Source organism: bacterium (assembly GCA_041649255.1).
Classification (GTDB): Bacteria; Hydrothermota; UBA3073; order JACQXS01; family JAQTXJ01; genus JAQTXJ01.
In genome coordinates this window covers 24,963-48,660 of record JBAZNK010000019.1, presented here as the reverse complement: position 1 = coordinate 48,660, position 23,698 = coordinate 24,963, and the positions used below count along the sequence as shown (strand labels likewise).

Genomic DNA, 23,698 nt, shown 5'->3' with positions numbered 1-23,698 from the left:
TTGACAGATTAAAGAAATCATTTATACATTAATCGTGAAGGATAGAATTATTTTTGCCATAATAATAACCGGGTTATCGGGTATTATAGGGCAATTGCTTTTTATCAGGGAACTGCTTATAGTTTTTCACGGAAATGAATTTTCTATCGGAATTGTGTTGGCTAACTGGCTATTTTTGGAAGGGGTGGGGGCTTTATTAATAAGCAGGACAAAGATTTTTAAAAATAAAAATACGGTTAGTTCTGTTTTTGTCCTGTTGCAGCTTATTTTTTCTGTTTATTTACCGATTGCCGTTTTGTTAATCCGCAACCTGAAAGCCATTTTTGGAATAATGTCGGCAGAGACTTTAGGATTGCTGCCTATTTTTTATTCATCGTTTCTTTTTTTATTGCCTGCAAGTATCTGTCATGGAGCGTTGTTTACACTTTCCTGTAAGTTATACGATAATGGGGTTCCTAAAACCAGCAGTAAGTCTATAGGTATTGCTTATGTATATGAGACTGCAGGTTCAATTATCGGGAGTTTGTTATTCTCGATTTTACTTGTAAGGTATTTTGATTCTTTCTATATAGTTTTGGGAGTAATGGTTTTGAATGTTTTGATGGTAATGTTATTGCAATGGGGGTATAAGAGCTTGTTTTCAAGGGTTTTGAACGGCATAGCAATTATCTTGTTTATAAGCGGTATTTACTTTATTTTCAAGACGGACACAATACGGCAATTTTCTATTTCCCGACAATTCGCATCAAAAAATGTAGTATTCTATAAAAATTCCATATACGGGAATGTTGCAGTCATCAAGAGCGAGGAACAATACAGTTTTTTATATAACGGAGTTCCAAATATAAACGTGCCTGTTCCGGCTGTTTCGTTTATTGAAGATTTCGTAAATTTTCCATTATTGTCGCATCCTGCGCCAGAATCGGTCTTAATCATTGGAGGAGGAGCGGGTGGTGTAATAGACAAAATATTAAAGTATAACGTTAAATCCATTGATTATCTTGAGCTTGACCCGTTGTTGATATTTACAATTAAAAGGTTTCCGACACCGATGACTTCTAATGAGCTTAGTTCGGAAAGAGTTCATATTAAATATGAGGATGGCAGGTTATTTTTGAGGGAAAAGGAGCAGGGAAAGTATGACTTAATTTTTGTCGGGGTATCCGAGCCTGTCAGTCTTCAATCGAACAGGTTTTTCACGGAGGAGTTTTTTGAATTAGCCGGGCGCAGGTTAAGACAGGGGGGTATATTAACCATAACTTTACCGGGGTCGTTAGAGTATATGGGAAAGGAGCTGGCGGATTTGAATTTATGTATTTATACAACTATAAAAAAAGTTTATCCGTATGTAAAAGTAATCCCGGGTGATTTTAATATGTTTTTGTGCAGTAGCTCGGATATGTCGGTAATACCTGATACAATACTAAAGCATTTAACCGAAAGAGGGGTTGAATCCAGTGTTTTTACGGAGGGGTATATAAAATACAGGTTAGACAATTATAAAGAAAAGAAATTTTTGAGTTCCATTTCAAAGGAGAGAACAAGGACAAACAAGGATTTTCGTCCTATCGGTGTATTTTACAGTCTTGCTTACTGGGGCGCACTTTTCAACCCGGGTATGGATAAAGTATTTAATTTATTTTTAAGATTTAATTTGTGGTTTTTTGTTTTGCTTGTGGGGATAATTAGTTTATGTTTTTTAATTATTCACATTAAGCTTAAGAATAAAGGCAGTCAGGTTATTATACCTTTTTGTATTTTCACGACAGGTTTTACGGGAATGGTATTCAGCCTGGCGATAATCTTTGCTTTCCAGTCGGTGTACGGGTATGTTTTCAAGGAGATAGGGATATTAACGGCGGCTTTTATGGGAGGAGGGCTGGTTGGAGGGTTAATTACTACGGTGTTTTTACGAGAAGAGAAAAAGAATTACAAGAGTTTAATATTTTTTGAATTATGTTTGGTATTATTTGCGCTAGCGTTCCGGTTCATTATAGTGCCGTGGAGTTTGATTTTTGTGGTTTTATGTTTTGTGATTGGGTTATTGGTTAGTGCGGAGTTTCCGCTTGCGAACAAGATATATTTAGAGAATTTCTTGGGCATTGAGAAGAGTGTCGGGGTGCTTTACTGGTTTGATTTATTGGGAGGGTGGTTTGCGGGGCTTATAACGGGAATAATTATGTTACCGGTAATGGGGCTTTCGGGGACTTGTGTAGCGGTAGCGGTTTTAAAGATTAGCAGTGTGGGGTTGATTATAGCAAACCGCTTGAAACGGATAAAAAATACAGATTGAAACTACCTACCTAAAAGACCTGTAGTCAGGCGAGATTTCACAAGATTGGCACAGAACGAAAAGACGCAGAGGGCGCAGAGAATAAAAAAAGGACAAAGAATTTTTTTATTTTTCTTTTGGCATAGATACTGTAAGGACCGATTTGGCGAAATATTTATTTGCCACTCTTTGAATATCTTTAGCTGTAACTTTATGAATATTATCTAAAAACTTGTCAAAAAATTGATAGCCAAAACCAAGTGTTTCCCGCGAGACTGCTTTTGATATTTGTTGAGCGTTAGTTTGATTGTAGATAGGGTATAAGTTTATCAGTTCTTTTTTAAAATCTTCCACTTCTTTATCAGTCAGGGGTTCATTTTTCAACTTTTCAACTTCTTTTTTTAAGATGGATACCACTTCTTTGTATTTTTCCTGAGAAGTTTGGGCAGTGATTACAAATGCAGAGCGGTCTATGCTAATAGGTTGATAGCCATAAGCATAATATACTAGATCTTTTTCACCCCGTAAAGCTTTATATAATCTGGAACAATTGCCTCCAAAAATGTTAGCGATTACACTCAGAGCATAGATATCTTCCTCTGCACCCTTTACTGTTGGAAAGCCCCATAAAATCATTACTTGTGGGTGAGAATAATAGTTAAAGACTTCCTTGCACTCAGACAATTCAGGTTCAGGAGGAATTTCAGGTATAAATATTTCTTTGGATTTGAATTCCTTAAATGCTTTTTCAACCGTTGTTACAATCTCTTTTTTATCAAAATCACCAAAAATACCTATAACCATATTGTTTGGAACCACAAATTTTTCATAATACGATTTTATATCATTTCTAGTAAGTTTTGAAACACTTTTTTCTGTGCCCATTAAGGTTAATCTATAAGGATGTTTAGTATATAACTGTTGGGAAAAAAATTGTTCGGCCATAGTCTCGGGGTTTTCTTTCTGTCTATTAATATCAGCTATAATTTCTTTTCGTAGTTTCTCAATTTCCTTTTCCGGGAAAGTTGAGTTAGCGAGAACATCTGCTATGACATCCATAACCTGATCTATATCATTCTTTAAAATATCGGTTGTCAGACAGGATATGTCTTTACTTGCTGCAACACTAATAGAACTTCCTATTTTTTCAAACTCTTCAGCTATTTCTTCAGCAGTTCGTTTTTTTGTTCCTCTAAGCAACATTTTTGCTGTAAAATTAGTAATCCCATTATTTTCTTCTGTCTCATATCTGGTGCCGTCCTTAAAATCTACTTCAATAGAAGCTGTTGGAAAATTAGGATTTCTTTTTAATAATAAAGTAATCCCATTATCCAGTTTGATTTTTTGAATTTCTTCTTTTATTTGTTTTTCAGAGAGGGTGTCTTTAGTCGCAAGTTTTTCCGAGCCGGTTGGTTTTACTGCTACAACGACCATATTTCCGTCATAAAAATATTTATTAGCTACTCTCTTTATATCTTCGTTAGTTACTTTTTGGATTTTTTGGATATAGGTATCATCATAAAAGCTTGGGTCATAAGTAGCAATCCAATTTTCACCAATATTGGATGCTTGAGTTTCTATATCTTGTGAATAAAGAAATTTTCTAGCCATAATTCTTTTTTTAGTTTTTTTAAGTTCATAGTCAGAAATTCCATTTTGGCGGACATTTTTAATTTGCGTAGAAATAATATGTTTTGTTTTTTCTATATTTTGGAGGTCAGATATTTCCGTACCAATTATAAAGGCTCCTTTTACAAAGGAAGGCACATTAGAATAAGCGTAAATATAATTAACCAGTTGTTTTTCTTCTTTTAAAATCTTATTAAATCTGGAATTTTTGTCTCCGCCTAAAACATCTGCAAGTATATCAAGAGGGTACATATCTTCGTCAAAGATATCAACGGTATGATAACCTATTGTAAGATTCGTAGCACTAACATCTAATTCAGTTTCCACAACTCGTTTATTTACTTGTTGAGTTTCTACAGGTAATATTGGTAAATCTATTGGTTTTTTCTCGAAATTCTTGAATGCTTCTTTTATTTTCAGAAGTACCGTGTCTTTATTAAAGTCTCCTACTACAACAAAAAGCATATTATTAGGAACATAAAATTTTTTATAATACGCCAGGATATCATCACGAGTGAGTTTTTTGAAAAGTTCAGCATAACCAATTATTGGGTATTGAACGGGATGAATTTTATAAAGGGTATTATTAAAAATCTGATTAGCTTTTCGCTCGGGAACTTCACGCATTAATATTTCTTTGAGAATCACACCTTTTTCCCTTGCAATTGCGGTAGAGTCAAAAGCGCAATTTGTCAACCAGTCAGCCAACATTCCCAGAGCCTCGTCAAAGTATTTGCTATTCACTGTTATCTTATAACAAGTACACTCAAAGGAGGTATATGCATTATAATCGGCTCCAATTTCCTGCCTTAATTGATTAAAATACTCTTCCGTATGATTTTTTGTAGTTCCCCCTGCCAGAACATGTTCAAAGTAATGCGATAATCCGGAACCGAGATGTTTGCCTTCATAAAGACTACCTGCTTTAACGTAAGCGCGTAAAGCGGTTATTTTTGCCGTATGATTTTCTTTAATCAGAACCGTCATTCCATTATCCAGAGTAAATTCTGAGATATCATCTTGAGCAACAAGGATGACAGGGCTCATAATAAACATTAAATAAAGAATGGTGGATTTAAGGTGTTTTGCAAACATTACAAACCTCCTATTTTTGGCAGTTTCAGTTTCGTTTCTAAAGAGTTTATAAAAAAACAATTATTAACCTTTAACCTACTTTATTGAAATTTTTTGTCAAGCAGATAAAAGGCATCCAGTAAAAGATTTGGGACTATAGTTGTAACAGAACTGAGGAGGAAAGGTGTTTGTTGTAGTAATCGTATTCTTAAAATTAGTGATTGACAAAACAAACAATTGAAAACATATAGATACGTATAAATGCGTATAAGGATAAAAGATAAGATAAAGAATGCTTTTTTCCAATTTCCTAAAGAGAGGAGAAAAATGAAAAAAATTATATTTATAGCGGCAGGGATTTTATTTTTTTCTTTTGTTTATGCGGAGCAACAACCTTATATCTTAGCAAAAGTAGATATTGTAGATATAGGTAAGATAGAAGACTTAGGTTTAGATGTGGTAAAAGTGCATAAAGATAACCGGGTGGAGTTTGTTATACATCCCGCACAATTATCTCAAATCAAGGCGAGAGGAGTGACGGTTGATATCCTGATTGAAGATATGGAGAAATATTATTCGGCACGAATGAGCAAAAAAGGAGCTAATTTTGGGAATTTTTACACTTACTCGGAAGCCAATAACATACTTGACTCCCTGCACACTTTGTATCCAAATATAACAACTGCTCGTATCAGTATTGGCAAGACATGGGGGAACAACGATATATGGGCAATGAAAATCTCGGACAATCCTGACTCACAGGAAAACGAGAAAGAGGTTTACTTTGATGCGCTTCATCATGCAAGGGAGCCTGTTGGCGTAAACATAGTGGTTGAATTTGTAAGATATCTATGCAAAAACTATGCCGTAGATTCAGAAATAACGGATTTGGTAAACAACTTGCAAATATGGGTTGTTCCTATGGTAAACCCGGACGGGTATCTTTATAATGAAGCGAATTACCCTTCCGGTGGCGGGATGTGGAGAAAAAACAGACACGGTCTCGGGGTTGACATAAATAGAAATTATGGGTATCAATGGGGCTGTGATAACATAGGGTCTTCTCCTGATTCTACAAGTGAAGCTTACCGCGGTACGGCTCCATTTTCAGAGCTTGAAACTCAGCATATAAGGGACTTTTGCAACCAGCATAAATTTATGGCGGCATTAACTTATCATTCATATGCAGGGATTTTGATTTTCCCATGGGGCTATAGGAAATACTATACTGATGATGACTTACTTCTCAGGCAAATGAGTGGAGATATGACTGCACAGAACGGTTATATTTATGGGACTGTTCCAGATATTCTATATACTTGTAACGGTGTATCACTAGATTGGTTTTATGGTGAACAATCAACAAAGCCCAAGATACTAACTTTGTCTCCAGAGGTAAATGGCAATAGTTTTTGGGATGAAGCTGCCATATCTACAAATATACAGGAGTGTTTACCTATGAATCTTTACCTGCTTAGATTTGCCAGAAATTCAGTGTGGAAAAATACCGGTGTTCTCTATAGAAGCTATACAATCATTGATTCTCTTGGTAATAACAATGGAATTGCAGACCCGGGCGAATCAATAAATCTTTTATTATATGTTAAAAACTCCGGAGATACTACTGTTTACGGTGTAACAGGAATCTTAACTTCAAATGACCCTTATGTGAGCACACAAGATTCCATGAAATCCTTTGGAGACGTACTAAAAGGGGATTCAAGCTTTGCAGAGTATAAATTCTTGGTAGCTTCCAATTGCTACAATAGTCATCGGATAAACTTTAATTTGTTGTGCAAGGATAACAAAGATTCTGGTGGGTCGTCAAATTTCCATATAAAAGTAGGACTTGAATGGGCAAATCATGACACAGGAAATAGCATATTTACTGTAACCTGTAAGGGGATATGTGGATTTACAGAGTTTGGCGGGGAAGGCTCGGGTTTCATATACCCCAAAGTTGGTGGACAAAACAGTCTATCTGTCGGAAGTTTATGGGTTGGGAATTCAGAGGATTGGGTTGCGAACCGTGATTATGACGCTGATCCCAACAAAGAATGGGAAACAACGGTCAACCCTGATGGTGGAATACATATAGACAGTACTCATATTTCTGATCAGGATATATGGGGTATGTATGAAGATACTACTACAGGAATTAGAGTTAAACAAAATTCCTGGGCATGGAGTGACAGTTCCTATAAGGATTTTATAATAATGGAATATATTATCCGTAATAAGTCGGATAGTGGAATAAACGGACTATATGCCGGGCAATTTATGGATTTTGACATTGGGAGTGGAGGAAATAGTGGAGACATTGATTCTACCCGCAGACTTGTTTATATGTGGGGTTCTGGCTTGCCATATTCAGGGGTAAAAATACTTGAGCCCAAAAGTGCGAGAAATTTATCATTTATTAATGGAAATTATGTGTTTCCGGATGGATACATACTTGATTCCGACAAATTCAGCTTTCTCGATGGGGGTATCAGGGTCCCTTCAACCTCTCAAAATAGTGATTGGTCGCTTATTGCTTCTGCGGGACCTTTTACGCTTCAGCCCGATAGTTTATTCAAATTTGTAATTGCAGTTATTGGGGGAGGCACATTATCGGATATTAAGAAAAATGCTGACAGTGCCCAGAGCAAGTATGATAATATGCCTATTATTTCTGTTGAAGAAATAACATCGCTTTCTAAGGTTATATTATGCCAGAATTTGCCTAATCCTTTTCATGGAAAAACTATGATTAGTTACCAGTCAATATCAAAGGGAAGGGTTTCGCTTAAGGTATATGACTTGTGTGGTCGAGTAGTAGAGACAATCGTAGACGAGGAACAATTGCCGGGGGCTCATAAAATCCTATGGAGTACAAAAAATAAATTGTCTGCAGGGGTGTATTTTTACAGATTGGAGAGTAAGAATTTTAAACTTACAAAAAAGATGATTCTTTTGTGATTGAAGAAAGCAACAAAAAGTAAGAAGGAAGCGGCGTAGAGTTTGGACCCTTGTCAGAGATTATTTTATTTTCATAACATTTAAGCTAATAGTTTTTTTAGGGCTTAAAGATGGGGATGGGGGATTTTTTATGGGCAGAGCATTGAATAAATTTATTAACTTTTGATAGAATGGATTTTTCTATTCCTTTATAATTGCCTGTTTCTATTGCGGTAATGGCTTTGTCGAGTTCTTTATAAGTAATTCCCATTTCGTTTTCATCCGTTTGACCTTTCCATAGTCCTGCAGAAGGTGCTTTTTTTATGATAGAAGCGGGAATTTTTAATTCTTTTGCGAGCTGCCAGACTTCTGTTTTTAAGAGTCCGCCAAGTGGTAGCAAATCAACTCCTCCGTCTCCATGCTTTGTGAAGTATCCGATGGTTAATTCGCTTTTATTTCCAGTTCCGGCGACAAGATAGTTTAGTTTGTTGGCGAAGTAATAAAGAATAAGCATTCGTAGTCTTGGCTTTAAGTTAGCGTAAGCAAGGCGGTTTGCGTCGGGTAAAATCTTTGTAAGTTCGTAATAGATAGAATCTATTTTTACTTCTTTTGTTTTTATGTTAAATTTTTCAGCTAAGATCCTGGCGTCTTTAAGGTCTTTTTCAGAGCTGTGGCAAGGGATTATAATGGACAGAATGTTGTTTTTGAAGGCTTTTTGTGCCAATACCGAAACTACAGCGGAGTCTACACCGCCTGATAATCCGATTACCAGGCCTTTTGAGTTGGCTTTTTTTACTCGAAGTTTAAGCCAGTTAGTTATTTTATTTGAGAGAGACATAACAATAAACCAAATATTAAAAATCAAATATTAAAATGTCAAATAATAAATTCTTTATAACATGGATTGAAAGAGATTTTATTCTAACAGTCATAAAACACTACAATCTACATAGACAGACAAGTCACCGCCAAGGCGGGATGTTCCAAATGTCTATTCTACCACTGACAGACAAAGAGGAAAGGAATGGATTCCGCATCAAGTGCGGAATGACAAACGACAGGCTGATTAGTAGAGAGCACAATAGTTAGAATTTCCAATTTAAGCCTATGTAGGGAGCGTAGTCGTATTTGAAGTCACCCATTTCAACAAGAGGAATAGCGCAAGTTGCTTCTAAAAGCAGTTCGTGTAAAGTTTTCTGGTAAAGAGATCCGCCTTCGCTTACCGTTTGCATGAGTCGGTATTTAAGTCCGGGATAACATCGTAAAGAATAATAATATGTATCTCCTGCTGTGGAAGCTAACCCGTCAAGTTCGCATAGTATCATAACTTTATTGAATATGAAAGGGGATTCGATAGTAAAATTATAAAATATCTCATCAGTTATATTTTCATCTTTTGAGAGCAGTCCATTAGACCAATATCCAAAAGTCAGGTAAGCGGCGCCTTTGCTGTCTCCAAATCTTCCCAGAATACCTAATTCAAGATCCGTAGAACTTTTAGTTGGGGAAAAGAAAGCTGATTTATCACCTGTAGGGAATCTTATACCCAGAAATGGAGAGAATTCAAGATAATAAGTACCTACAAAACCCATTTCTTTCGTTGGATTGAAAAGATTATATTTAGTATCTAGTGTGATACCCCCGGGTGCAAATTTCGAATAAGTAGTATCAAGCTTCATATTTTCAAAAGTCACAGGTATTGTTAATCGGAGTGTCCAATTTTTTTCAAACCCGTAATCAATCTGTAATACATTAACCATTCTTGTAAAAGAGGAATCTGCACCGATTTTTATATAAGTTGTATCGTTTAAACGTTGGGAAGTATAATTTATATACATAAAATGTTCTCTAAACATAAGTCCCAGAGATGGCATTGTTGTGGGCGTAGAGCCAACTATAGGTTCAGCTATGGCGTTGGTGTTAACGAGCGTGAGCAATGTAAAAACGGCGATTTTTTTAATAATTCTATTCCCTAAAAGCATCTTCAATATGTTGAATTTTTTCATTTTTCACCCCTATAACATCAAATCTGACGTTACATTTTCCGAATAATTTACGTTTAAGGAGATAAGCTTGGGCAACATCAATGATATTACTGGCCTTATTGCGGTCAACTTTTTCAATAGGTTCACCGAAATCATTGTTTATATTGGATTTAACTTCTACGAAAACTATAACACCTTTTTTCTCGCATATAATATCTACTTCTTTATGATGGAAGCGATAATTCCTTTCAAGTGTTATATAGCCTCTATTTTCAAGGTACTTTACTGCAAGGTTTTCACCGGCAGCACCTGTCTTCATCTCTTTTTCTTGCGCAGGTAATAAAGTTTACCTCTACGAACCTTTTCGTGTCCGAGGACAGAAATTTTTTCTATTGAGGGAGAATGTAATGGGTATATACGTTCAACTCCGAAGCCTTCAATGATAGCTCGTACGGTAAAAGTGCTTGCTATACCGCTATTGTTGCGAGCTATTACGATACCTTCGAATTTTTGTTTGCGTATATGTTCGCCTTCCATTAATTTTGTTTGTACTCTAACGACATCGCCTATATTAAGTTTAGGCAAAGTAGTAGTTAATGTGTCCATTGTTTCCTATTAGTGGAGTTCCACTGATTAATTTTTGTATGATGACCTGAGGTTAATATTTCCGGGACTTTAACGCCTTCAACTTCAGCGGGTTTTGTGTATAAAGGTGGGTCGAGTTCACCGAGAGAGTCAGCGAACATAGACTCGGGGTTTTTAAGAACGCCCGGGATAAGTCTGGTTATAGATTCAACGATAGACATACAGGCGAGTTCGCCACCAGAGAGGACATAATTTCCTACAGAGAGCTCCATCAAAGTTTTATCGGGGTATTCCATATTAATTATATCTTTGACTCTTTCATCAACGCCCTGGTATCTGCCACAAATAAATATCAAATGAGATTCTTCCGAAAGTTCCTGTGCCAATGATTGATTGTACAATTTACCTGCGGGGGTAAGTAGAACAACTCTGGCATCGGGAGTCATAACTGAGCGAACAGCTTTAAGAATGGGTTCTGCTTTTAAAACCATTCCAGAACTACCTCCATAAGGATAATCATCAACTTTACGATGAATATCATTAGTGAAATTTCTCAAGTCCCAGACATTAATGGAGACAATTTTTTTAGACTTAGCAATTCTAATTGTTCCCCAATCAAAGGGACTTTCGAACATTTTTGGAAAAATGGTAAAAATATCAATCTGCATTACTCAAGAATCTCCAATACTGCGCGTCTTCCACTTTTCATAGATGCGGCAGTCAATATTGTCCTCATAGCTCTCGCGGTTTTACCTTCTTTGCCGATAACCTTACCGAGGTCAGTTTTTTCAACCCTCAGTTCATAAACGACTGTGCGTTCACCTTCAATTTCCGTAACTTTTACTTCATCTGGTGCATCCACAAGGCTTTTAGCCATTGCTTCTATTAGATTTTTCATTTAATTCGCCTCCTTGCGCTTAAGCAATTTAGATACTATCACAGTAGGCTGGGCTCCTTTTTTAATCCACTCCTGAGCTTTAATCGAGTCCAGTTCTAATTTCCCCCCGCGCGGGTCATACGTACCGAGATTATCTATATATTTACCATTTCTTGGACTTCTTGCGTCCATAACAACGATTCTATAATACGGGCTATTAGTTTTTCCCGTTCTAAATAATCTAATTTTAACCATAGTTTTTGCAATTTATACTTTATTGTGAGAATGTCAAGATATAAATTGAAAAAAAGGAGAAGAGTGGAATAAAAAATGAAACCACGAATGAACACGAAAAAAAGAGATATTCACCGCAGAGACGCAAAGGACGCAGAGAAATTTAATAGGGTAGATACAGGGAGAGTAAAGAGGGGGGAAATCTAATTAAAGTTGACAAGTGATTATATAAGTATATTTTTAGCGAAATATAAAAAAAGAGGATTACTATGGAAGAAATAAAAATACCGAAAGAGTATTTTATTAATGTTGAGGGTTTGCGTGAAGGGGGAAATGAGTTCAAATATACTACGGATGGTTTGTATTTGGAGATAAGTGAACTGCAGAAAGGGATAGAAATTCAGCTAAAAGTAACAAAGATAGGTAAAAGGCTTATCGTTAGAGGAAAAATAATTTTTAATTTAGAGTTGGAATGCGCAAGATGTCTGGAGAAATACGTACTTAATTTTGCCGAAAGTATAAACAGTGTTTTTCTTCCGAATAATCCTTCCGGTTTAAAAACAGAGGAAGAAACGGAAGATCCAGATGTCAATTTTTATACAGGCAAGACAATAAACATAGTACAACTAATCAGAGACATAATTCTTCTTGCGATTCCGATTAAGCCACTTTGCGGAGCTTCTTGCAAGGGGATTTGTCCCCTATGCGGTAAAAATTTGAATGAGGCAGATTGTAGGTGTTCACCGAAATAAATGAAAGCAGTATTTAAGATATTATTGAGGATAGGAATAACTGCGCTACTACTTTTTTTAGTATTGCATAAGGTAGATTTCGACAAAATATTGCATATTCTCAAAAATGCGGATATGGGATTTTTGTGGGCAGTATTTTCGGGTAACATTTTGTTGTTTCTCTTATGTGCTATGCGATGGCATTATCTTCTTTTAGACCACGATATAAAAGTTAATTATATTCACACATTATTATATTATCTTATAGGATTTTTTTATAACAATTTTCTTCCTACAGTAATTGGTGGTGGATTGGTTCGTGCATTCTATGCCGGAAAGAGAAATAATAAAACAAAACAAGCATTTTCGTCTATGCTTGTGGAAACGATTATCGGTGGGTGGACATTAATCCTTTATTCTATAGTTATGGCTGTATTGTGGTTAAGCGGGCACCGAAAGATAATTTTATCCATACTTGTTATTTTTATCGGAGCAACTATTGCTATATTCTTGTTTTTTGAACGTAGGTTTATGGGGAAGTTCCGGGTTATTGTAGAAAAGATAAAAGTACTTAATTTAGGGGAACAGTTAAAAGAACTTTATAACGAGATGTATTTTTATAAAACAAAAAAAGGGTCAATAATTAAAGTTATTATAATTTCTTTTGGGATGCAATCGCTTCTTGGGGTTATGAATTTTTTTATAGGATTAGCACTTGGATTTAAAATACCCTTTATGTGTTATATGGTATATCCTGCAATAATAGGTGTAATTACGGCTTTGCCGATTACAATAAATGGATTGGGATTAAGGGAATGGGGATATAAAGTTTTCTTTCATTTCAATGGTCTTTCAGGGGAGCAGGCAATTACGTTATCATTAGTATTCTGGTTTATTGGTGTAATAGCCAGTTTTTTGGGTGCAGTTGCGTTTCTTTTTGTAAAACTTGAGAAACAGAAATGAAAATCTGCATAATTGGACCCGGGAAAGTAGGAACCGCGCTTGGAGAAGCCTTCCAAAAAGCAGGATATGAAATTGTAGGAATAGTATCAGAAAAGGAATCAAACATTAAAAATCTCCCGCAGAGCGGGATAATGATCCCTAAGGACTATCGTCCAAGGGCTTGTAAAAATATAAAAATAACAGAAAGGGAACAGAAAAAATTAAAAGAGCTTCAAAGGTGTATAAAGTTGACGGGATGTAAGACTTGGTCGGATAACCCGAGAGACTTAGTAAAAAAGGCAGATTTAGTTTTGATTACAGTCCCGGATTCTGAGATAAAAAAAGTAGTGTCGAATATAAGAAGTGCAATAAAATCAGATACCATTCTTGTTCATACTTCCGGCAGTTTATCTGCGAGTGTTTTAGGAATAAAAAATGGAATAGCAATGCATCCGATATCGGCGTTTGTGGGTGGAAAGTTATTGCTCGGTACGTATTTTTCAATAGAGGGAAATATAAAAATTGGGAAAAAACTTGTTTGTTCAATAGGTGGAATACCGATTGTGATTTCTCCGAAATTAAAGAAAGCGTTATATCATTCAGGGTTGAATTTTGGTGCGGCTTATTTTGTTACACTTTTGAGCATAGGAAAAGAATTACTTGAATTAAGCGGGTTTAAGGAGTCAGAAAAGGTAATTTTATCGCTTGCGGAGTCTGTTCTAGCGAATGCGAAGCAGTTCGGCATTAAGAATTCTTTTACGGGGCCGATAGCGAGAGAGGATAAAAGGATAGTTGGAGAGGAATTAAATGTTGTAAAAGAATCGGCACCGGCGGTAGCGGAAATATACGAGTTACTGATAAAAGAGACGAAGAAATGTTTGAAAAAGAGTAAGGGCAAATGACAAAATCCAAAATTCAAAAAAAACAGAAAAGTAACTACAAGATTATACACGATTAACCCAAGAAAAGAAAAACAGATAAAATTGTCACGGATAAAAACGGATAAAAAACAATTGGAAGGGGGATCTACCCAACAGAAAGGTAGATTGGCATTTTGAGCTTCTGTCAGAGGGGGCAGAAGATTAGTTTAGTTTTATGAGTTTGCCATTAAGGAAGTGGTAATTTAAAGAGATTTTAGTCACAGATGGAAAAAGTAGAATTTAATAAGGGTGGCAAAAAGGGACTTTCGCTCGGCAGCGAGATTCAATATGTAAAAGGGGTAGGTCCTGAAGTAGCGAAGCTTTTTAAAAATCTCGGCATAAAGGTTGTGGAAGATTTGCTTACATTGTCTCCCAGAAGGTATGCAGAAAAAGTATTTATAAAGGATATCCAGAACATACAAAACATACAGGATATAAAAGATATACAGGATATAAAGCCCGAAAATCTTTCCGACTTGCAATCGGGCAAGGAAGTGCGTATAAGCGGAAGGATTATAGAAACGGGTATGAAGTATACGGGTTCAGGAAAATTATTTGTCGTTAAAATATCAGACGGGACGGGCGTTATCAGTTGTGTATTTTTTCATTATTCGCCCAAGATGAGAGAAAGGTTTAAGTGGGGTTTAACGGTTTCGGCAGAAGGGACGGTATCCAACTGGGGCTGGGATTTACAGCTTATTAACCCGGATATAAGTTTAGCCGTCAGCGATGAAAAAGATAAATACTTACCTGTTTACCCATTGACGGGCTGGTTAACGCATTCGCGTATCAGGAAAATAATAAGAGCAATTTTGGATACGAAGATTGAAATCCCGGAAACGCTTCCTGCGTATTTAATAGAAGAGAGGCATCTTTTGAGCAGGGAAACTGCCATTCGTAATTTACATTTCCCGCCAAACATAGAATACGTAAAATCAGTCCGCGAAAGGTTGGAATTTGAAGAGTTGTTTTTGCTTGAAATTATGGTTGCTTTGAGGAAGAGAGAGATACAGAACAACGGGATTAAATTTCAGAAAGGAAGTGTTCTTGCGAGAAAGTTTTTCAATCTGTTGACATTGGAAAAACCCGGATTCAACTTAACTAAGGCACAGACACGGGTTTGTTGGGAAATATTTACGGATATGGAGAGTGATAAGAAAATGAACAGGTTGTTGCAAGGCGACGTTGGTTCGGGGAAAACTATTGTTGCGATACTTGCGATGTTGAAAGCCATTGAATCCGGTTATCAGGCAATTCTCATGGCTCCGACAGAAATTCTTGCGGAGCAGCATTATTTTTGTTTAAATCAATATTTATCGAAAATAGGTGTAGAGAGCAGTTTATTGATGGGGAAGACGCCTAAAAAGGCAAGGGATAAAATATTAGAAGACATAAAGAGCGGGAAAAGCCAGATAATTATAGGGACGCATGCATTGATTGAGGGGAAAGTTGAGTTCAAGAATCCCGGATTGATAGTAATAGACGAGCAACATAAATTTGGTGTTGCCCAGCGGTCAAAGCTTATGGAAAAGGGGACGCTTCCGGATACTCTTGTGTTGACGGCTACACCGATTCCGCGTTCGTTGTCTTTAATATTTTATGGTAATCTTGACATTTCAATTATTGATGAATTGCCGCCGGGAGTTAAGCCGATTACTACAAAGTGGAAGTATGAGAACGAAATCGAGGAAGTGTGGAAATTTGTGATTTCGGAACTTTTGATAGGGCACCAGGCGTATATTGTTTATCCTATTATTGAAGAATCCGAGAAATTGGATTTGAAAGCGGCACAGGAAGCGTATGAAATGTTAAAAGAAACGGCTTTTAAGGATTTTAAAGTAGGATTACTTCACGGTCGGATGAAGAGTGATGAGAAGGCAAGAGTAATGGAAGATTTCAGAAAAGGCGCAATACAGGTTCTTGTTGCAACGACTATAATTGAAGTCGGGATTGACGTGCCGAATGCAAGTTGTATGGTAATAGAGCATTCGGAGCGATTTGGACTTGCGCAGTTACATCAGTTGCGAGGCAGGCTTAATCGTGGTTCTAAGAAATCATATTGTATCCTTGTATCTCCGGAAAACATATCCGAGTTATCAAGAGAGAGGTTGACGACAATTGAGCAGGAAAGCGACGGGTTCAAATTATCGGAGAAAGACCTTGCGCTTCGTGGACCGGGAGATTTTTTAGGAACGATGCAGCATGGTTTTCCCGAATTTAAGTTTGCGAATCTTACGAATGTAAGATTTATATCAGAGGTTAAGGATATTGCTTTTAGTATTATAGAGAAAGACCCTTTACTGAAGAATCCTCAAAACGAACCCATTGCAAAGGCATTAAAAACTACATACGCAGATAAGGCAAAATTCCTTACGGCAGGTTAGTAGCTGGAAGTGTCTGCTATAAACCATGTAAGAGCGACAGGTGGCAATTCAAGTGTTTTTCCCATTCCAAGTGTTAATCCTCCGCCGACATCGAATATAGTGTAACCTGCGGCATTTTTATATAGCATAAAGAGTCTAACATCTGCATATTCTGTGTATTTATATCCTGTAATGTTATTTGCGTCAGCCTCTTGCCCAAGAAATATGGTATCAGCAAATTCTCCTTTTGAGTTCGTATAGGTTTGTATATCGGCTCCCTTGTAGGGAACTTTAGATTCCGGATCACTTTCTACCCATACTTGAACGCCTTCAACCGGCTCTAAAAAATCCCAGATATATACATAGTGCCCTGAATTATCGAGACTAGAATCGATTGGAATTGCGTATTTGTATACTTTCCCTTTGATGATTGCATTTTTATCATCGTCCATATTTTTTTTGCAACCTATAAAAAAGAACATTACTGAAACTAAGATTAGAAATCCTCTTTTCATAATTCCTCCTTATTTTATATTTTTTTAATAAATAACTCCATAAGCATTTTTTAATTCGTTACCATTTGGACTTGTTACGGTTACGGATAATTTACAGTTTCGTGCTTCTACCGTATCGGGCTTATCATCCATAAGCGTAAAGGAAAAGCTTGTCCAGTATGGGTCTTGAGTGTCATCAAGAGTAATATTTGTTTGCCCTCGTAACTCACCTGCATTAGCAGAAACAGAAATGTTTGTGCCTTTTGTTAAAGGATTACCATTGAAATCATTTACGCTAATTGCAAAAGCTTGGCTCCCGCCATTTGATATGTTGAAAGTTAGTGGTGTAAGCGTTAATTTAGTGGGGCCACTCCATAACAATCTTGTTGAATCTCTTAATGTATTACCATTTCCATCTTTTGTCTCTCCAAACACATAGAAGAATCCATTTGTAGTATTTGGCCATGGGGCACAAGTCAAAAGTGTATTACTTGTAAGACCTGTTACTGTGCTTCCCATACCTGTTTGAACTAAACCACATTGTGCAGTAAACCAGACTCCCGTGTTATTTTCGACATTATTGGTATACTTATCTCCCACATAAGCCGTTATTGTGTTTGTTACGCCTGCTATGTATAAAGCATAAGTATTAACGGTTTTCACAGCTATTGAAAAATGGGAAGAATCGGGCGGTCCGCTACGAATGACAATTTGACCAATGGATGCTGTAAGTGAAGTTCCCTGGACAAGGGCGTCTATTCTTATCGTTCCGGGTTTTGTGCCGCTATTTAAGTATGTGCTAACTAAAGCTAAATCCATTGAAGTAACTCCCGAGGTTGGATATATATACTCTCCTCCATTTGGTCCACCTGTAATCTCAAATGTTACGTTTTTTGTCCCACTAATGGGTTTGCCTTCCTTATCTCTAACCTGGAAAGTTAACATTGACGTTTCATTCTGTCCGGTCCCCTGAACTCCAAGGTAAAGATTATCTAGTGCATATAAAACTATACCTGCCGGGGTCGTGTCTCCTAGTGTCGTCGTAAATAATACATTTGTACTGTCAGTTATGGAACCATATGTAACCTTTACAGTAGCTATTCCTGTGCTATCGCCGCTGACTAAATTTGTTGTTACTTTGCCTGAAGAATCTGTGGTATCGGAGAACGGGGATATAGTTCCCATAGTAGTCGTGAAAAATACAGGGATATTTATAGCCGAGATATTGTTTGTGTATTTTAGGAAGGCGGTTATTGTAGAATTATTTTCGCCTCCGACAGAGATTGTTTGAGGACTTGCAGTTATGGAACTTATATAGATGGTGGTATTCCCACTTGTAGAATAAAATTTGAGTTGAGCTACTTTTGATGTCCCTTCTGCGGTAACGGTTATTCTTGCTAAACCTGTGGTTGCTAAACTTGTGAGAGTAGTTGTTGCAACGCCATCTGAATCTGTTGTATCGGATGCCGTTATTGACCCAAGCGATGTTTTAAAACTTACTACCGTTCCGTTAACGCAAGTGCTATCGTCTTCCAGTCTTATCAGCGCTGTTATTGTGCTTGTGCTGGTTCCATCTGCCAGTAAGCTATCTTTTTCAGAAGTAATAGTTATAAAGACATCTTTTGTTAGTGAAACGAGAGATTTTTTCTTGCATCCAAATACCAGAAAAATAGAAACCAGAAAACATACTAAACCAACGATTACTAAATTTTTACTTTTAATCATTTGTCCTCCTTAATATCGGTTTTCTTTTTTTCATTTTTCCCTTTAGTAGAATCTTCTTTAGGTGGGTATTTTGTTTTATCTTCTACAAATTTTACTTTTATTTCAAATTCTGTAGTTTCAGTTCCTGCAATTTCGTTTCTTTGGGTATAGGAAAGTTTTACATCAGTAAAATATTGAGAGCTTTCCAATTTCTGCATAAAATTAGAAACTGCAAAATTAGAGGTAGTTACACCGTGTACTAAGAAACCAATATACCCCAGAGAATCTACATTATCCTCAGCTATTGCGGTGAGCCACGTATATTCGGGCAACAAGCGATTGATTTCATCAAAAAATTTAATCCTTGCATACTTTGGATTACTCAATTTTTTTATAATATTAATCTTATCTGCTATTGCTTTTTCTTTTTGTATTAGCGCTTGTACTTCTGCTACTTTAGGAGCTAATTCTTTTAATTCTGTTTCCTTAGTGGCAATTTCTTTTTTTATACGAGCTTCTTTCCTTGACAGCCCAAGACCTATAAGCCCAAGAATTAAAACAGCAATAAGCGGAATATAAATTAAAAATCCTGTTCTTAAAAAGTCTCTTAATTTGTTTTTCTCAACTGCTCTTTCTTCCAGCGGTAATAGGTTAATATTTACTTTTTCCAATCTTGAGATAGCAAGACCAATAGCTATATCAAAAGCGGTTGGTACTTCAGGGGGAGTTATTGCGCATTCTATTGTTTTTAATGGATTACCAATTGCGCATTCTATTTTAAAATGTTCAGTAAATACTTCCTTGATTTCCTTTATTGTAGTGCCTCCACCCCCAATGATTATGCCATTCCACTCGGAAATTTCCGGCAATACTCTTTCTATTCTATTTAATAGTCTTTTTGCTGTGCTATTTATTGTGTTGGATGCAAGCTCTTCATTTACATTTTCTATTTTTTCGCCCCTTATAACTCTACTGGCTTCTTCGGCTCTAATTCCACATACTCTTTGAAGCTCTTCGACAAAAGATCGAACTCCAAGGGGAATTTCATCATCCATAAGATAAAAATTATCTTTAACGATTGTGATTAATGTATGTTCAAAACCTACATTTATAATTAAATAAGTACCTTCCTTTTTCACATAGTCATTTGCCTTATAAATAGCGTGTAAAACTATAGGTGCGATATCAATATTTACCGGGTTAAGTCCTGATTCTTTTAATACATCTATCCATGGGTAGACGCTTTCATTTTTTACGGCAGTTAATAATAATTCGAACTGTCCTTGTTTATCCTGTAACCTTTTGGAGTCCATAACGACTTCTTTTAAGTTAAAAGGAATATTTTCTATTGCCAATTTTTGAATAGTGTCATTGAGTTCGCGAGGTTTGGGAGATTTAATACTTACCTTTTTAATAATTACGTTTTTACCAGATACAATTATGGAGATATTTTTCTTATCCAGACCGGTTTCTTTTATTAGGTTTTTGAAGCTTTCTACTAGTACTTCTCTATCCATAATTTCGCGGTCAACGATTATTTCAGGAAGTAATTTTATGACTCCATATTTCTCAAGAATATATTTGCCCGATTTTTTCTTTATTTGAGCAACTTTTATATAACGGGTCCCTATATCAAGACCAATTGCGTAAGGCTCTCCCGTTAGAGATTTTTTTAGGTATTGGAATATCTTATTATTTTTCATTGTATATAAGGTTTAAGCATTGCCCTCCTGAGCAATATTTCTTCTACTATTTTATCTGAAGGCGTTTCATTCTTATATTTTGAGTAGGCTACTATTTCTTTAAAAATACCCTCGAGTTCCCGCACATTACTCATTACTTTTTCTGCTATTGCCGTAACGATAGAATCGGAGATTTTCGCAGCCCTTGCTTTGAATTTTAAGATACTTATTCGTGTTTCAAGATCCGGGGGGTCTATTCTTGCAATAAGACCACCTTCAAATCTTGACTTGAGTCTTGCGGAAAGAGTTGGTAATTCTTTTGGTGGACGGTCAGAAGTTACAACGATTTGTTTGGAACTTAAAAATAAATCGTTAAAGATATTAAAAAAATGCTGTTGCGTGACTTCATCTCCCGCAATAAGCCCTATATCATCGATAAGCAGAACGTCTATTTTGCTAAATCTTGTTCTGAAATTTTCTAATTGTCTTGTTTCCACTGCTTGTTTAAGTTCTGTGGCAAATCTGTCCGATGAGTAATAAAGCGCTTTTCTCTGGCTTTGTCTTTCAATTATATAATTCCAGATAGCTACCAGCAAATGAGTTTTTCCCATTCCGCAATCTGAAAATATAAATAAGGGATTGCATTCTTCGGAGTAACTACGGGCTACAGAAAGGGACATAGAATATGCAAAATCGTTACATTTTCCTGTTATAAAATTATCGAAATTATATTTTCTGAGCGGGGTAAAATCAACGGAACTTTCTTCTACTACTTCTTCCATTTCTTTTTCAGGCATATCAACGCCATAATATTTAAAGATAAATTGTTCTATTTCACTTTTAGGTGCAACAAAAGGTAAAATGTCGAGATAAGTAGCTTTCTTTAGATTGTCCATTGCTTCTCTGTCAAGAGGATTCATCATTGTTACAGCTAAACTTGTGCCGGAACTTACAATAGGAATGACTAAAAAATGTTTTACAATCCAGGACGGTATAATTTTCAACAATTCTTGTTCAGGGGTAAAGCTAGATAAATCAAATGGGTAATATTCAAATTTACGCGTAAGAATTGTAAACAAAATATTTTCATTAAAATAACCTGACTTTATAAGGTTTTCTTCTAATTCCCCGCCATTTTCCCATTGATGATTAATTGCATTGTTTAATTGTTCCTGACTTAAAAGCCCAAGTTCAAGCATTATATCTACAACCGACTCTTGCATAAGATTTATTTATAAAAACAAACTTAACGAACTTTATTCATACAAGACTATTTTAACTATATTTTTTTGTCAAATGTTTTCTTATTTACCGATACAAAATTCTGAAAAAATTTGATTCAAAATAATTTCATTAGTTATTTCACCTGTAAGTTCAGATAAACAGGTTGATGCTTCTTTTATCTCATAAGCTAAACATTCTGGAGTTAATTTTCTCATTCCCGATATAGCTTTTTTAATAGATAAATTTGCTTTTTCCAGTGTTTCAATGTGTCTCATTTTTGATACCAGTGGTGGAATATTGTCTAAAATTACTAATTTAGATATAGATTTTAAGATTAAATCTATATTGGTCCCGTTTAAAGCAGAAACCGATAAAACAGGAAAATCGAAATTTTTTGCTACAATTTTTTGATGAGGTAAATCGCATTTATTAAAGATACCGATTACTTTTTTGTTTTTAATATGTTTCAAAAGGTTAATATCTTCTTTTGTCACTCCTTTTGTTACATCAAAAACAAATAAAACTCCATCAGATTCGCTTATTGCTTTTTGGGTTCTTTGCTGACCTGCTATATCCATAGGATTGTTAGTTGTCATCAAACCTGCGGTATCAATAAGTTTTAAGGGTAATCCTTTAACATCTAACCATGCTTCTATTGTATCTCTAGTTGTTCCGGGGTATTTTGTAACGATTGCCTGTTCTTTTCCTAATAAGGAGTTAAATATGCTTGATTTTCCGACATTTGCTTTTCCTATGATTGTAAAAGTTATGCCTTCTTTTAAGAATTTTCCTTGTCTGCTTGAAATTAAAAGGTTATTAATTGATTGATGGACTTCTTTTAACATAGGAGCAATATTTTGAATTTTTATTTCTTCTTCTGAGAACTCTATATCTGTTTCAAGGTTAGTTATTATTTTCAATAGTGTATCTTTTAATTTTTTAATATGGTTGGAAAGTTTCCCTTCAAGTTGGTTTATAGCCATTGTTAATGCCTTTTCTGATTTTGCTTGTATTATATCTAAGACTGCTTCTGCCTGAATAAGGTCTATTTTACCTGCCATAAAAGCACGTTTTGTGAATTCTCCGGGTTCTGCTAATCTGGCGCCATTTTTGAGTGCAGTCTCGAGTATTTTTCTTAAGGAAACAACTCCACTGTGGACATTTATTTCAATCGTATCTTCTGTTGTGTATGTGTTTGGTTTAAGCATTATCATCAGTAAGCATTCATCTATTTTTTTGCCGGAAACATCTACTATTTTGCCATAATGAATAGTATGTGTTTTAACAAGACTTGGTTTAATCTTGCCTTTAAAGATTTTATCTGCAATTTTTAATGCTTTTGTCCCGGAAACTCTTATAATTCCAATTCCACCTTCTCCTGAGGGAGTAGATATTGCAGCAATTGTATCCATATAAGTCCTAATATTTAATAAAAATCAGCTTATTGTCAATAATTCTGTTTGAAATTTTGGAATTAGGGCGATGAATAAACTCCAAAAATTCTTATTCTTGACAAAATTTTGTTTAGATATATAAGAGCACTATTATGAAAAACTTCTATTTTATTTTGATAGTAGGCGGATTATTATTTTGTGGTTGTGCTTCGCGTTCTGTATCTTTAAAAGAATCTAAAAGTGCAGATTCAACTTCTGTTGCACCATCTACGAATGTATCAGGCAAAGCAAAACTGGAAATTATAGAAGGACAGAAGTATCAAGATATTCTCGTAGAGCAATTAAAAGAAATGATTGATAAAAATGAAAGTTTTGTACTTGTAGATGTTCGCCCGACAGAAGATTATAATAAAGGTCATATTGTTAAGGCAATAAGTATACCCTTTATTGATTTAAAAAATAAAGCAGGAAATATTGGGTGTAAATGTAAAAAAGTAGTGGTTTATTCCAAAACTACTGAAGAGAGTGGAAAAGCTGCAGATGAACTTGTCCAAGCAGGATATAGAAGCATGCTGAATTTATGGGGTGGATTTGATGCATGGAAAAGAGAAAAGGGAACAATAGTTGGTCCTATAACAGAGTAATAAT

General features: G+C 35.7%; 20 protein-coding genes. 7 read left to right on the top strand and 13 right to left on the bottom strand.

Annotation, left to right across the window (positions count from 1 at the left end):
* Positions 1 to 34: 34 nt before the first annotated feature.
* Positions 35 to 2,293: a fused MFS/spermidine synthase gene (locus WC614_11890; protein ID MFA5033705.1), complete on the top strand. Its 2,259-nt coding sequence runs from the start codon at positions 35 to 37 to the stop codon at positions 2,291 to 2,293.
* 105 nt (positions 2,294 to 2,398) lie between these two features.
* Here WC614_11890 and WC614_11885 read toward each other — a convergent pair whose 3' ends face one another.
* A complete protein-coding gene (locus WC614_11885; GenBank protein ID MFA5033704.1) occupies positions 2,399 to 4,996 on the bottom strand; it encodes a pitrilysin family protein in 2,598 nt (865 codons plus the stop codon).
* A gap of 306 nt (positions 4,997 to 5,302) precedes the next feature.
* On the opposite strand from WC614_11885, the gene WC614_11880 reads away from it, so the two are divergent.
* Positions 5,303 to 7,936 carry a M14 family zinc carboxypeptidase gene (locus tag WC614_11880; protein ID MFA5033703.1) on the top strand — a complete coding sequence of 878 codons (2,634 nt, stop codon included), beginning with the start codon at positions 5,303 to 5,305 and terminating at the stop codon, positions 7,934 to 7,936.
* A 97-nt stretch (positions 7,937 to 8,033) separates the two neighbouring features.
* Here the strand turns inward: WC614_11880 and WC614_11875 are convergent, their stop codons facing one another.
* The 7 genes from WC614_11875 to rpsP form a co-directional block, all read right to left on the bottom strand.
* Entirely contained in the window at positions 8,034 to 8,753 is a 720-nt protein-coding gene (locus WC614_11875; GenBank protein ID MFA5033702.1) for an NAD+ synthase, read from the bottom strand.
* A 247-nt stretch (positions 8,754 to 9,000) separates the two neighbouring features.
* Positions 9,001 to 9,921 (bottom strand): hypothetical protein, encoded by a 921-nt coding sequence (locus tag WC614_11870; GenBank protein ID MFA5033701.1) that lies wholly within the window; start codon positions 9,919 to 9,921, stop codon positions 9,001 to 9,003.
* Positions 9,881 to 10,219, bottom strand: coding sequence for a YraN family protein (locus WC614_11865; protein MFA5033700.1), 339 nt, complete (start codon positions 10,217 to 10,219; stop codon positions 9,881 to 9,883). Before WC614_11865 ends, WC614_11870 begins: the two co-directional genes overlap by 41 nt.
* Positions 10,216 to 10,506, bottom strand: coding sequence for a 50S ribosomal protein L19 (rplS, locus tag WC614_11860; GenBank protein MFA5033699.1), 291 nt, complete (start codon positions 10,504 to 10,506; stop codon positions 10,216 to 10,218). The genes WC614_11865 and rplS overlap by 4 nt, the downstream gene beginning before the upstream one ends.
* Entirely contained in the window at positions 10,494 to 11,120 is a 627-nt protein-coding gene (trmD, locus tag WC614_11855) for a tRNA (guanosine(37)-N1)-methyltransferase TrmD (GenBank protein MFA5033698.1), read from the bottom strand. The genes rplS and trmD overlap by 13 nt, the downstream gene beginning before the upstream one ends.
* A gap of 32 nt (positions 11,121 to 11,152) precedes the next feature.
* Positions 11,153 to 11,383 carry a KH domain-containing protein gene (locus WC614_11850; protein MFA5033697.1) on the bottom strand — a complete coding sequence of 77 codons (231 nt, stop codon included), beginning with the start codon at positions 11,381 to 11,383 and terminating at the stop codon, positions 11,153 to 11,155.
* The gene (rpsP, locus tag WC614_11845; protein MFA5033696.1) at positions 11,384 to 11,617 is read right to left on the bottom strand and encodes a 30S ribosomal protein S16; all 234 of its coding nucleotides are present in this window, start codon (positions 11,615 to 11,617) and stop codon (positions 11,384 to 11,386) included.
* Positions 11,618 to 11,865: 248 nt separating this feature from the next.
* Here rpsP and WC614_11840 point away from each other — a divergent pair, with 248 nt between their 5' ends.
* From WC614_11840 to recG, 4 genes are all read left to right on the top strand, one after another.
* Positions 11,866 to 12,348, top strand: a complete 483-nt coding sequence (locus WC614_11840) for a DUF177 domain-containing protein (GenBank protein ID MFA5033695.1) — start codon at positions 11,866 to 11,868, stop codon at positions 12,346 to 12,348.
* Positions 12,349 to 13,290, top strand: a complete 942-nt coding sequence (locus tag WC614_11835) for a lysylphosphatidylglycerol synthase transmembrane domain-containing protein (protein ID MFA5033694.1) — start codon at positions 12,349 to 12,351, stop codon at positions 13,288 to 13,290.
* Positions 13,287 to 14,171 carry a DUF2520 domain-containing protein gene (locus WC614_11830; protein MFA5033693.1) on the top strand — a complete coding sequence of 295 codons (885 nt, stop codon included), beginning with the start codon at positions 13,287 to 13,289 and terminating at the stop codon, positions 14,169 to 14,171. Before WC614_11835 ends, WC614_11830 begins: the two co-directional genes overlap by 4 nt.
* A gap of 242 nt (positions 14,172 to 14,413) precedes the next feature.
* Positions 14,414 to 16,573, top strand: a complete 2,160-nt coding sequence (gene recG, locus WC614_11825; protein ID MFA5033692.1) for an ATP-dependent DNA helicase RecG — start codon at positions 14,414 to 14,416, stop codon at positions 16,571 to 16,573.
* Here the strand turns inward: recG and WC614_11820 are convergent.
* The 5 genes from WC614_11820 to mnmE form a co-directional block, all read right to left on the bottom strand.
* Complete coding sequence (locus WC614_11820) at positions 16,570 to 17,067, bottom strand: hypothetical protein (GenBank protein ID MFA5033691.1); 498 nt, start codon at positions 17,065 to 17,067, stop codon at positions 16,570 to 16,572. The two genes, recG and WC614_11820, sit on opposite strands and share 4 nt — an antisense overlap.
* 24 nt (positions 17,068 to 17,091) lie before the next feature.
* Entirely contained in the window at positions 17,092 to 18,771 is a 1,680-nt protein-coding gene (locus WC614_11815) for an invasin domain 3-containing protein (protein ID MFA5033690.1), read from the bottom strand.
* Positions 18,768 to 20,453, bottom strand: a complete 1,686-nt coding sequence (gene pilM / locus WC614_11810) for a type IV pilus assembly protein PilM (GenBank protein MFA5033689.1) — start codon at positions 20,451 to 20,453, stop codon at positions 18,768 to 18,770. The genes WC614_11815 and pilM overlap by 4 nt, the downstream gene beginning before the upstream one ends.
* Positions 20,450 to 21,655: a DnaA/Hda family protein gene (locus tag WC614_11805; protein ID MFA5033688.1), complete on the bottom strand. Its 1,206-nt coding sequence runs from the start codon at positions 21,653 to 21,655 to the stop codon at positions 20,450 to 20,452. Before WC614_11805 ends, pilM begins: the two co-directional genes overlap by 4 nt.
* Positions 21,656 to 21,736: 81 nt before the next feature.
* Positions 21,737 to 23,068, bottom strand: a complete 1,332-nt coding sequence (gene mnmE / locus WC614_11800) for a tRNA uridine-5-carboxymethylaminomethyl(34) synthesis GTPase MnmE (GenBank protein ID MFA5033687.1) — start codon at positions 23,066 to 23,068, stop codon at positions 21,737 to 21,739.
* 134 nt (positions 23,069 to 23,202) lie between these two features.
* On the opposite strand from mnmE, the gene WC614_11795 reads away from it, so the two are divergent.
* A complete protein-coding gene (locus WC614_11795) occupies positions 23,203 to 23,694 on the top strand; it encodes a rhodanese-like domain-containing protein (GenBank protein ID MFA5033686.1) in 492 nt (163 codons plus the stop codon).
* Positions 23,695 to 23,698 lie beyond the last annotated feature (4 nt).

Bases quoted from the DNA above. Each gene is read 5' to 3' on its own strand.
- WC614_11885 (MFA5033704.1), bottom strand. From the start codon at position 4,996: ATGTTTGCAAAACACCTTAAATCCACCATTCTTTATTTAATGTTTATT.
- WC614_11880 (MFA5033703.1), top strand. From the start codon at position 5,303: ATGAAAAAAATTATATTTATAGCGGCAGGGATTTTATTTTTTTCTTTT.
- WC614_11875 (MFA5033702.1), bottom strand. From the start codon at position 8,753: ATGTCTCTCTCAAATAAAATAACTAACTGGCTTAAACTTCGAGTAAAA.
- WC614_11870 (MFA5033701.1), bottom strand. From the start codon at position 9,921: ATGAAAAAATTCAACATATTGAAGATGCTTTTAGGGAATAGAATTATT.
- WC614_11865 (MFA5033700.1), bottom strand. From the start codon at position 10,219: ATGAAGACAGGTGCTGCCGGTGAAAACCTTGCAGTAAAGTACCTTGAA.
- rplS (MFA5033699.1), bottom strand. From the start codon at position 10,506: ATGGACACATTAACTACTACTTTGCCTAAACTTAATATAGGCGATGTC.
- trmD (MFA5033698.1), bottom strand. From the start codon at position 11,120: ATGTTCGAAAGTCCCTTTGATTGGGGAACAATTAGAATTGCTAAGTCT.
- WC614_11850 (MFA5033697.1), bottom strand. From the start codon at position 11,383: ATGAAAAATCTAATAGAAGCAATGGCTAAAAGCCTTGTGGATGCACCA.
- rpsP (MFA5033696.1), bottom strand. From the start codon at position 11,617: ATGGTTAAAATTAGATTATTTAGAACGGGAAAAACTAATAGCCCGTAT.
- WC614_11840 (MFA5033695.1), top strand. From the start codon at position 11,866: ATGGAAGAAATAAAAATACCGAAAGAGTATTTTATTAATGTTGAGGGT.
- WC614_11835 (MFA5033694.1), top strand. From the start codon at position 12,349: ATGAAAGCAGTATTTAAGATATTATTGAGGATAGGAATAACTGCGCTA.
- WC614_11830 (MFA5033693.1), top strand. From the start codon at position 13,287: ATGAAAATCTGCATAATTGGACCCGGGAAAGTAGGAACCGCGCTTGGA.
- recG (MFA5033692.1), top strand. From the start codon at position 14,414: ATGGAAAAAGTAGAATTTAATAAGGGTGGCAAAAAGGGACTTTCGCTC.
- WC614_11820 (MFA5033691.1), bottom strand. From the start codon at position 17,067: ATGAAAAGAGGATTTCTAATCTTAGTTTCAGTAATGTTCTTTTTTATA.
- WC614_11815 (MFA5033690.1), bottom strand. From the start codon at position 18,771: ATGATTAAAAGTAAAAATTTAGTAATCGTTGGTTTAGTATGTTTTCTG.
- pilM (MFA5033689.1), bottom strand. From the start codon at position 20,453: ATGAAAAATAATAAGATATTCCAATACCTAAAAAAATCTCTAACGGGA.
- WC614_11805 (MFA5033688.1), bottom strand. From the start codon at position 21,655: ATGCAAGAGTCGGTTGTAGATATAATGCTTGAACTTGGGCTTTTAAGT.
- mnmE (MFA5033687.1), bottom strand. From the start codon at position 23,068: ATGGATACAATTGCTGCAATATCTACTCCCTCAGGAGAAGGTGGAATT.
- WC614_11795 (MFA5033686.1), top strand. From the start codon at position 23,203: ATGAAAAACTTCTATTTTATTTTGATAGTAGGCGGATTATTATTTTGT.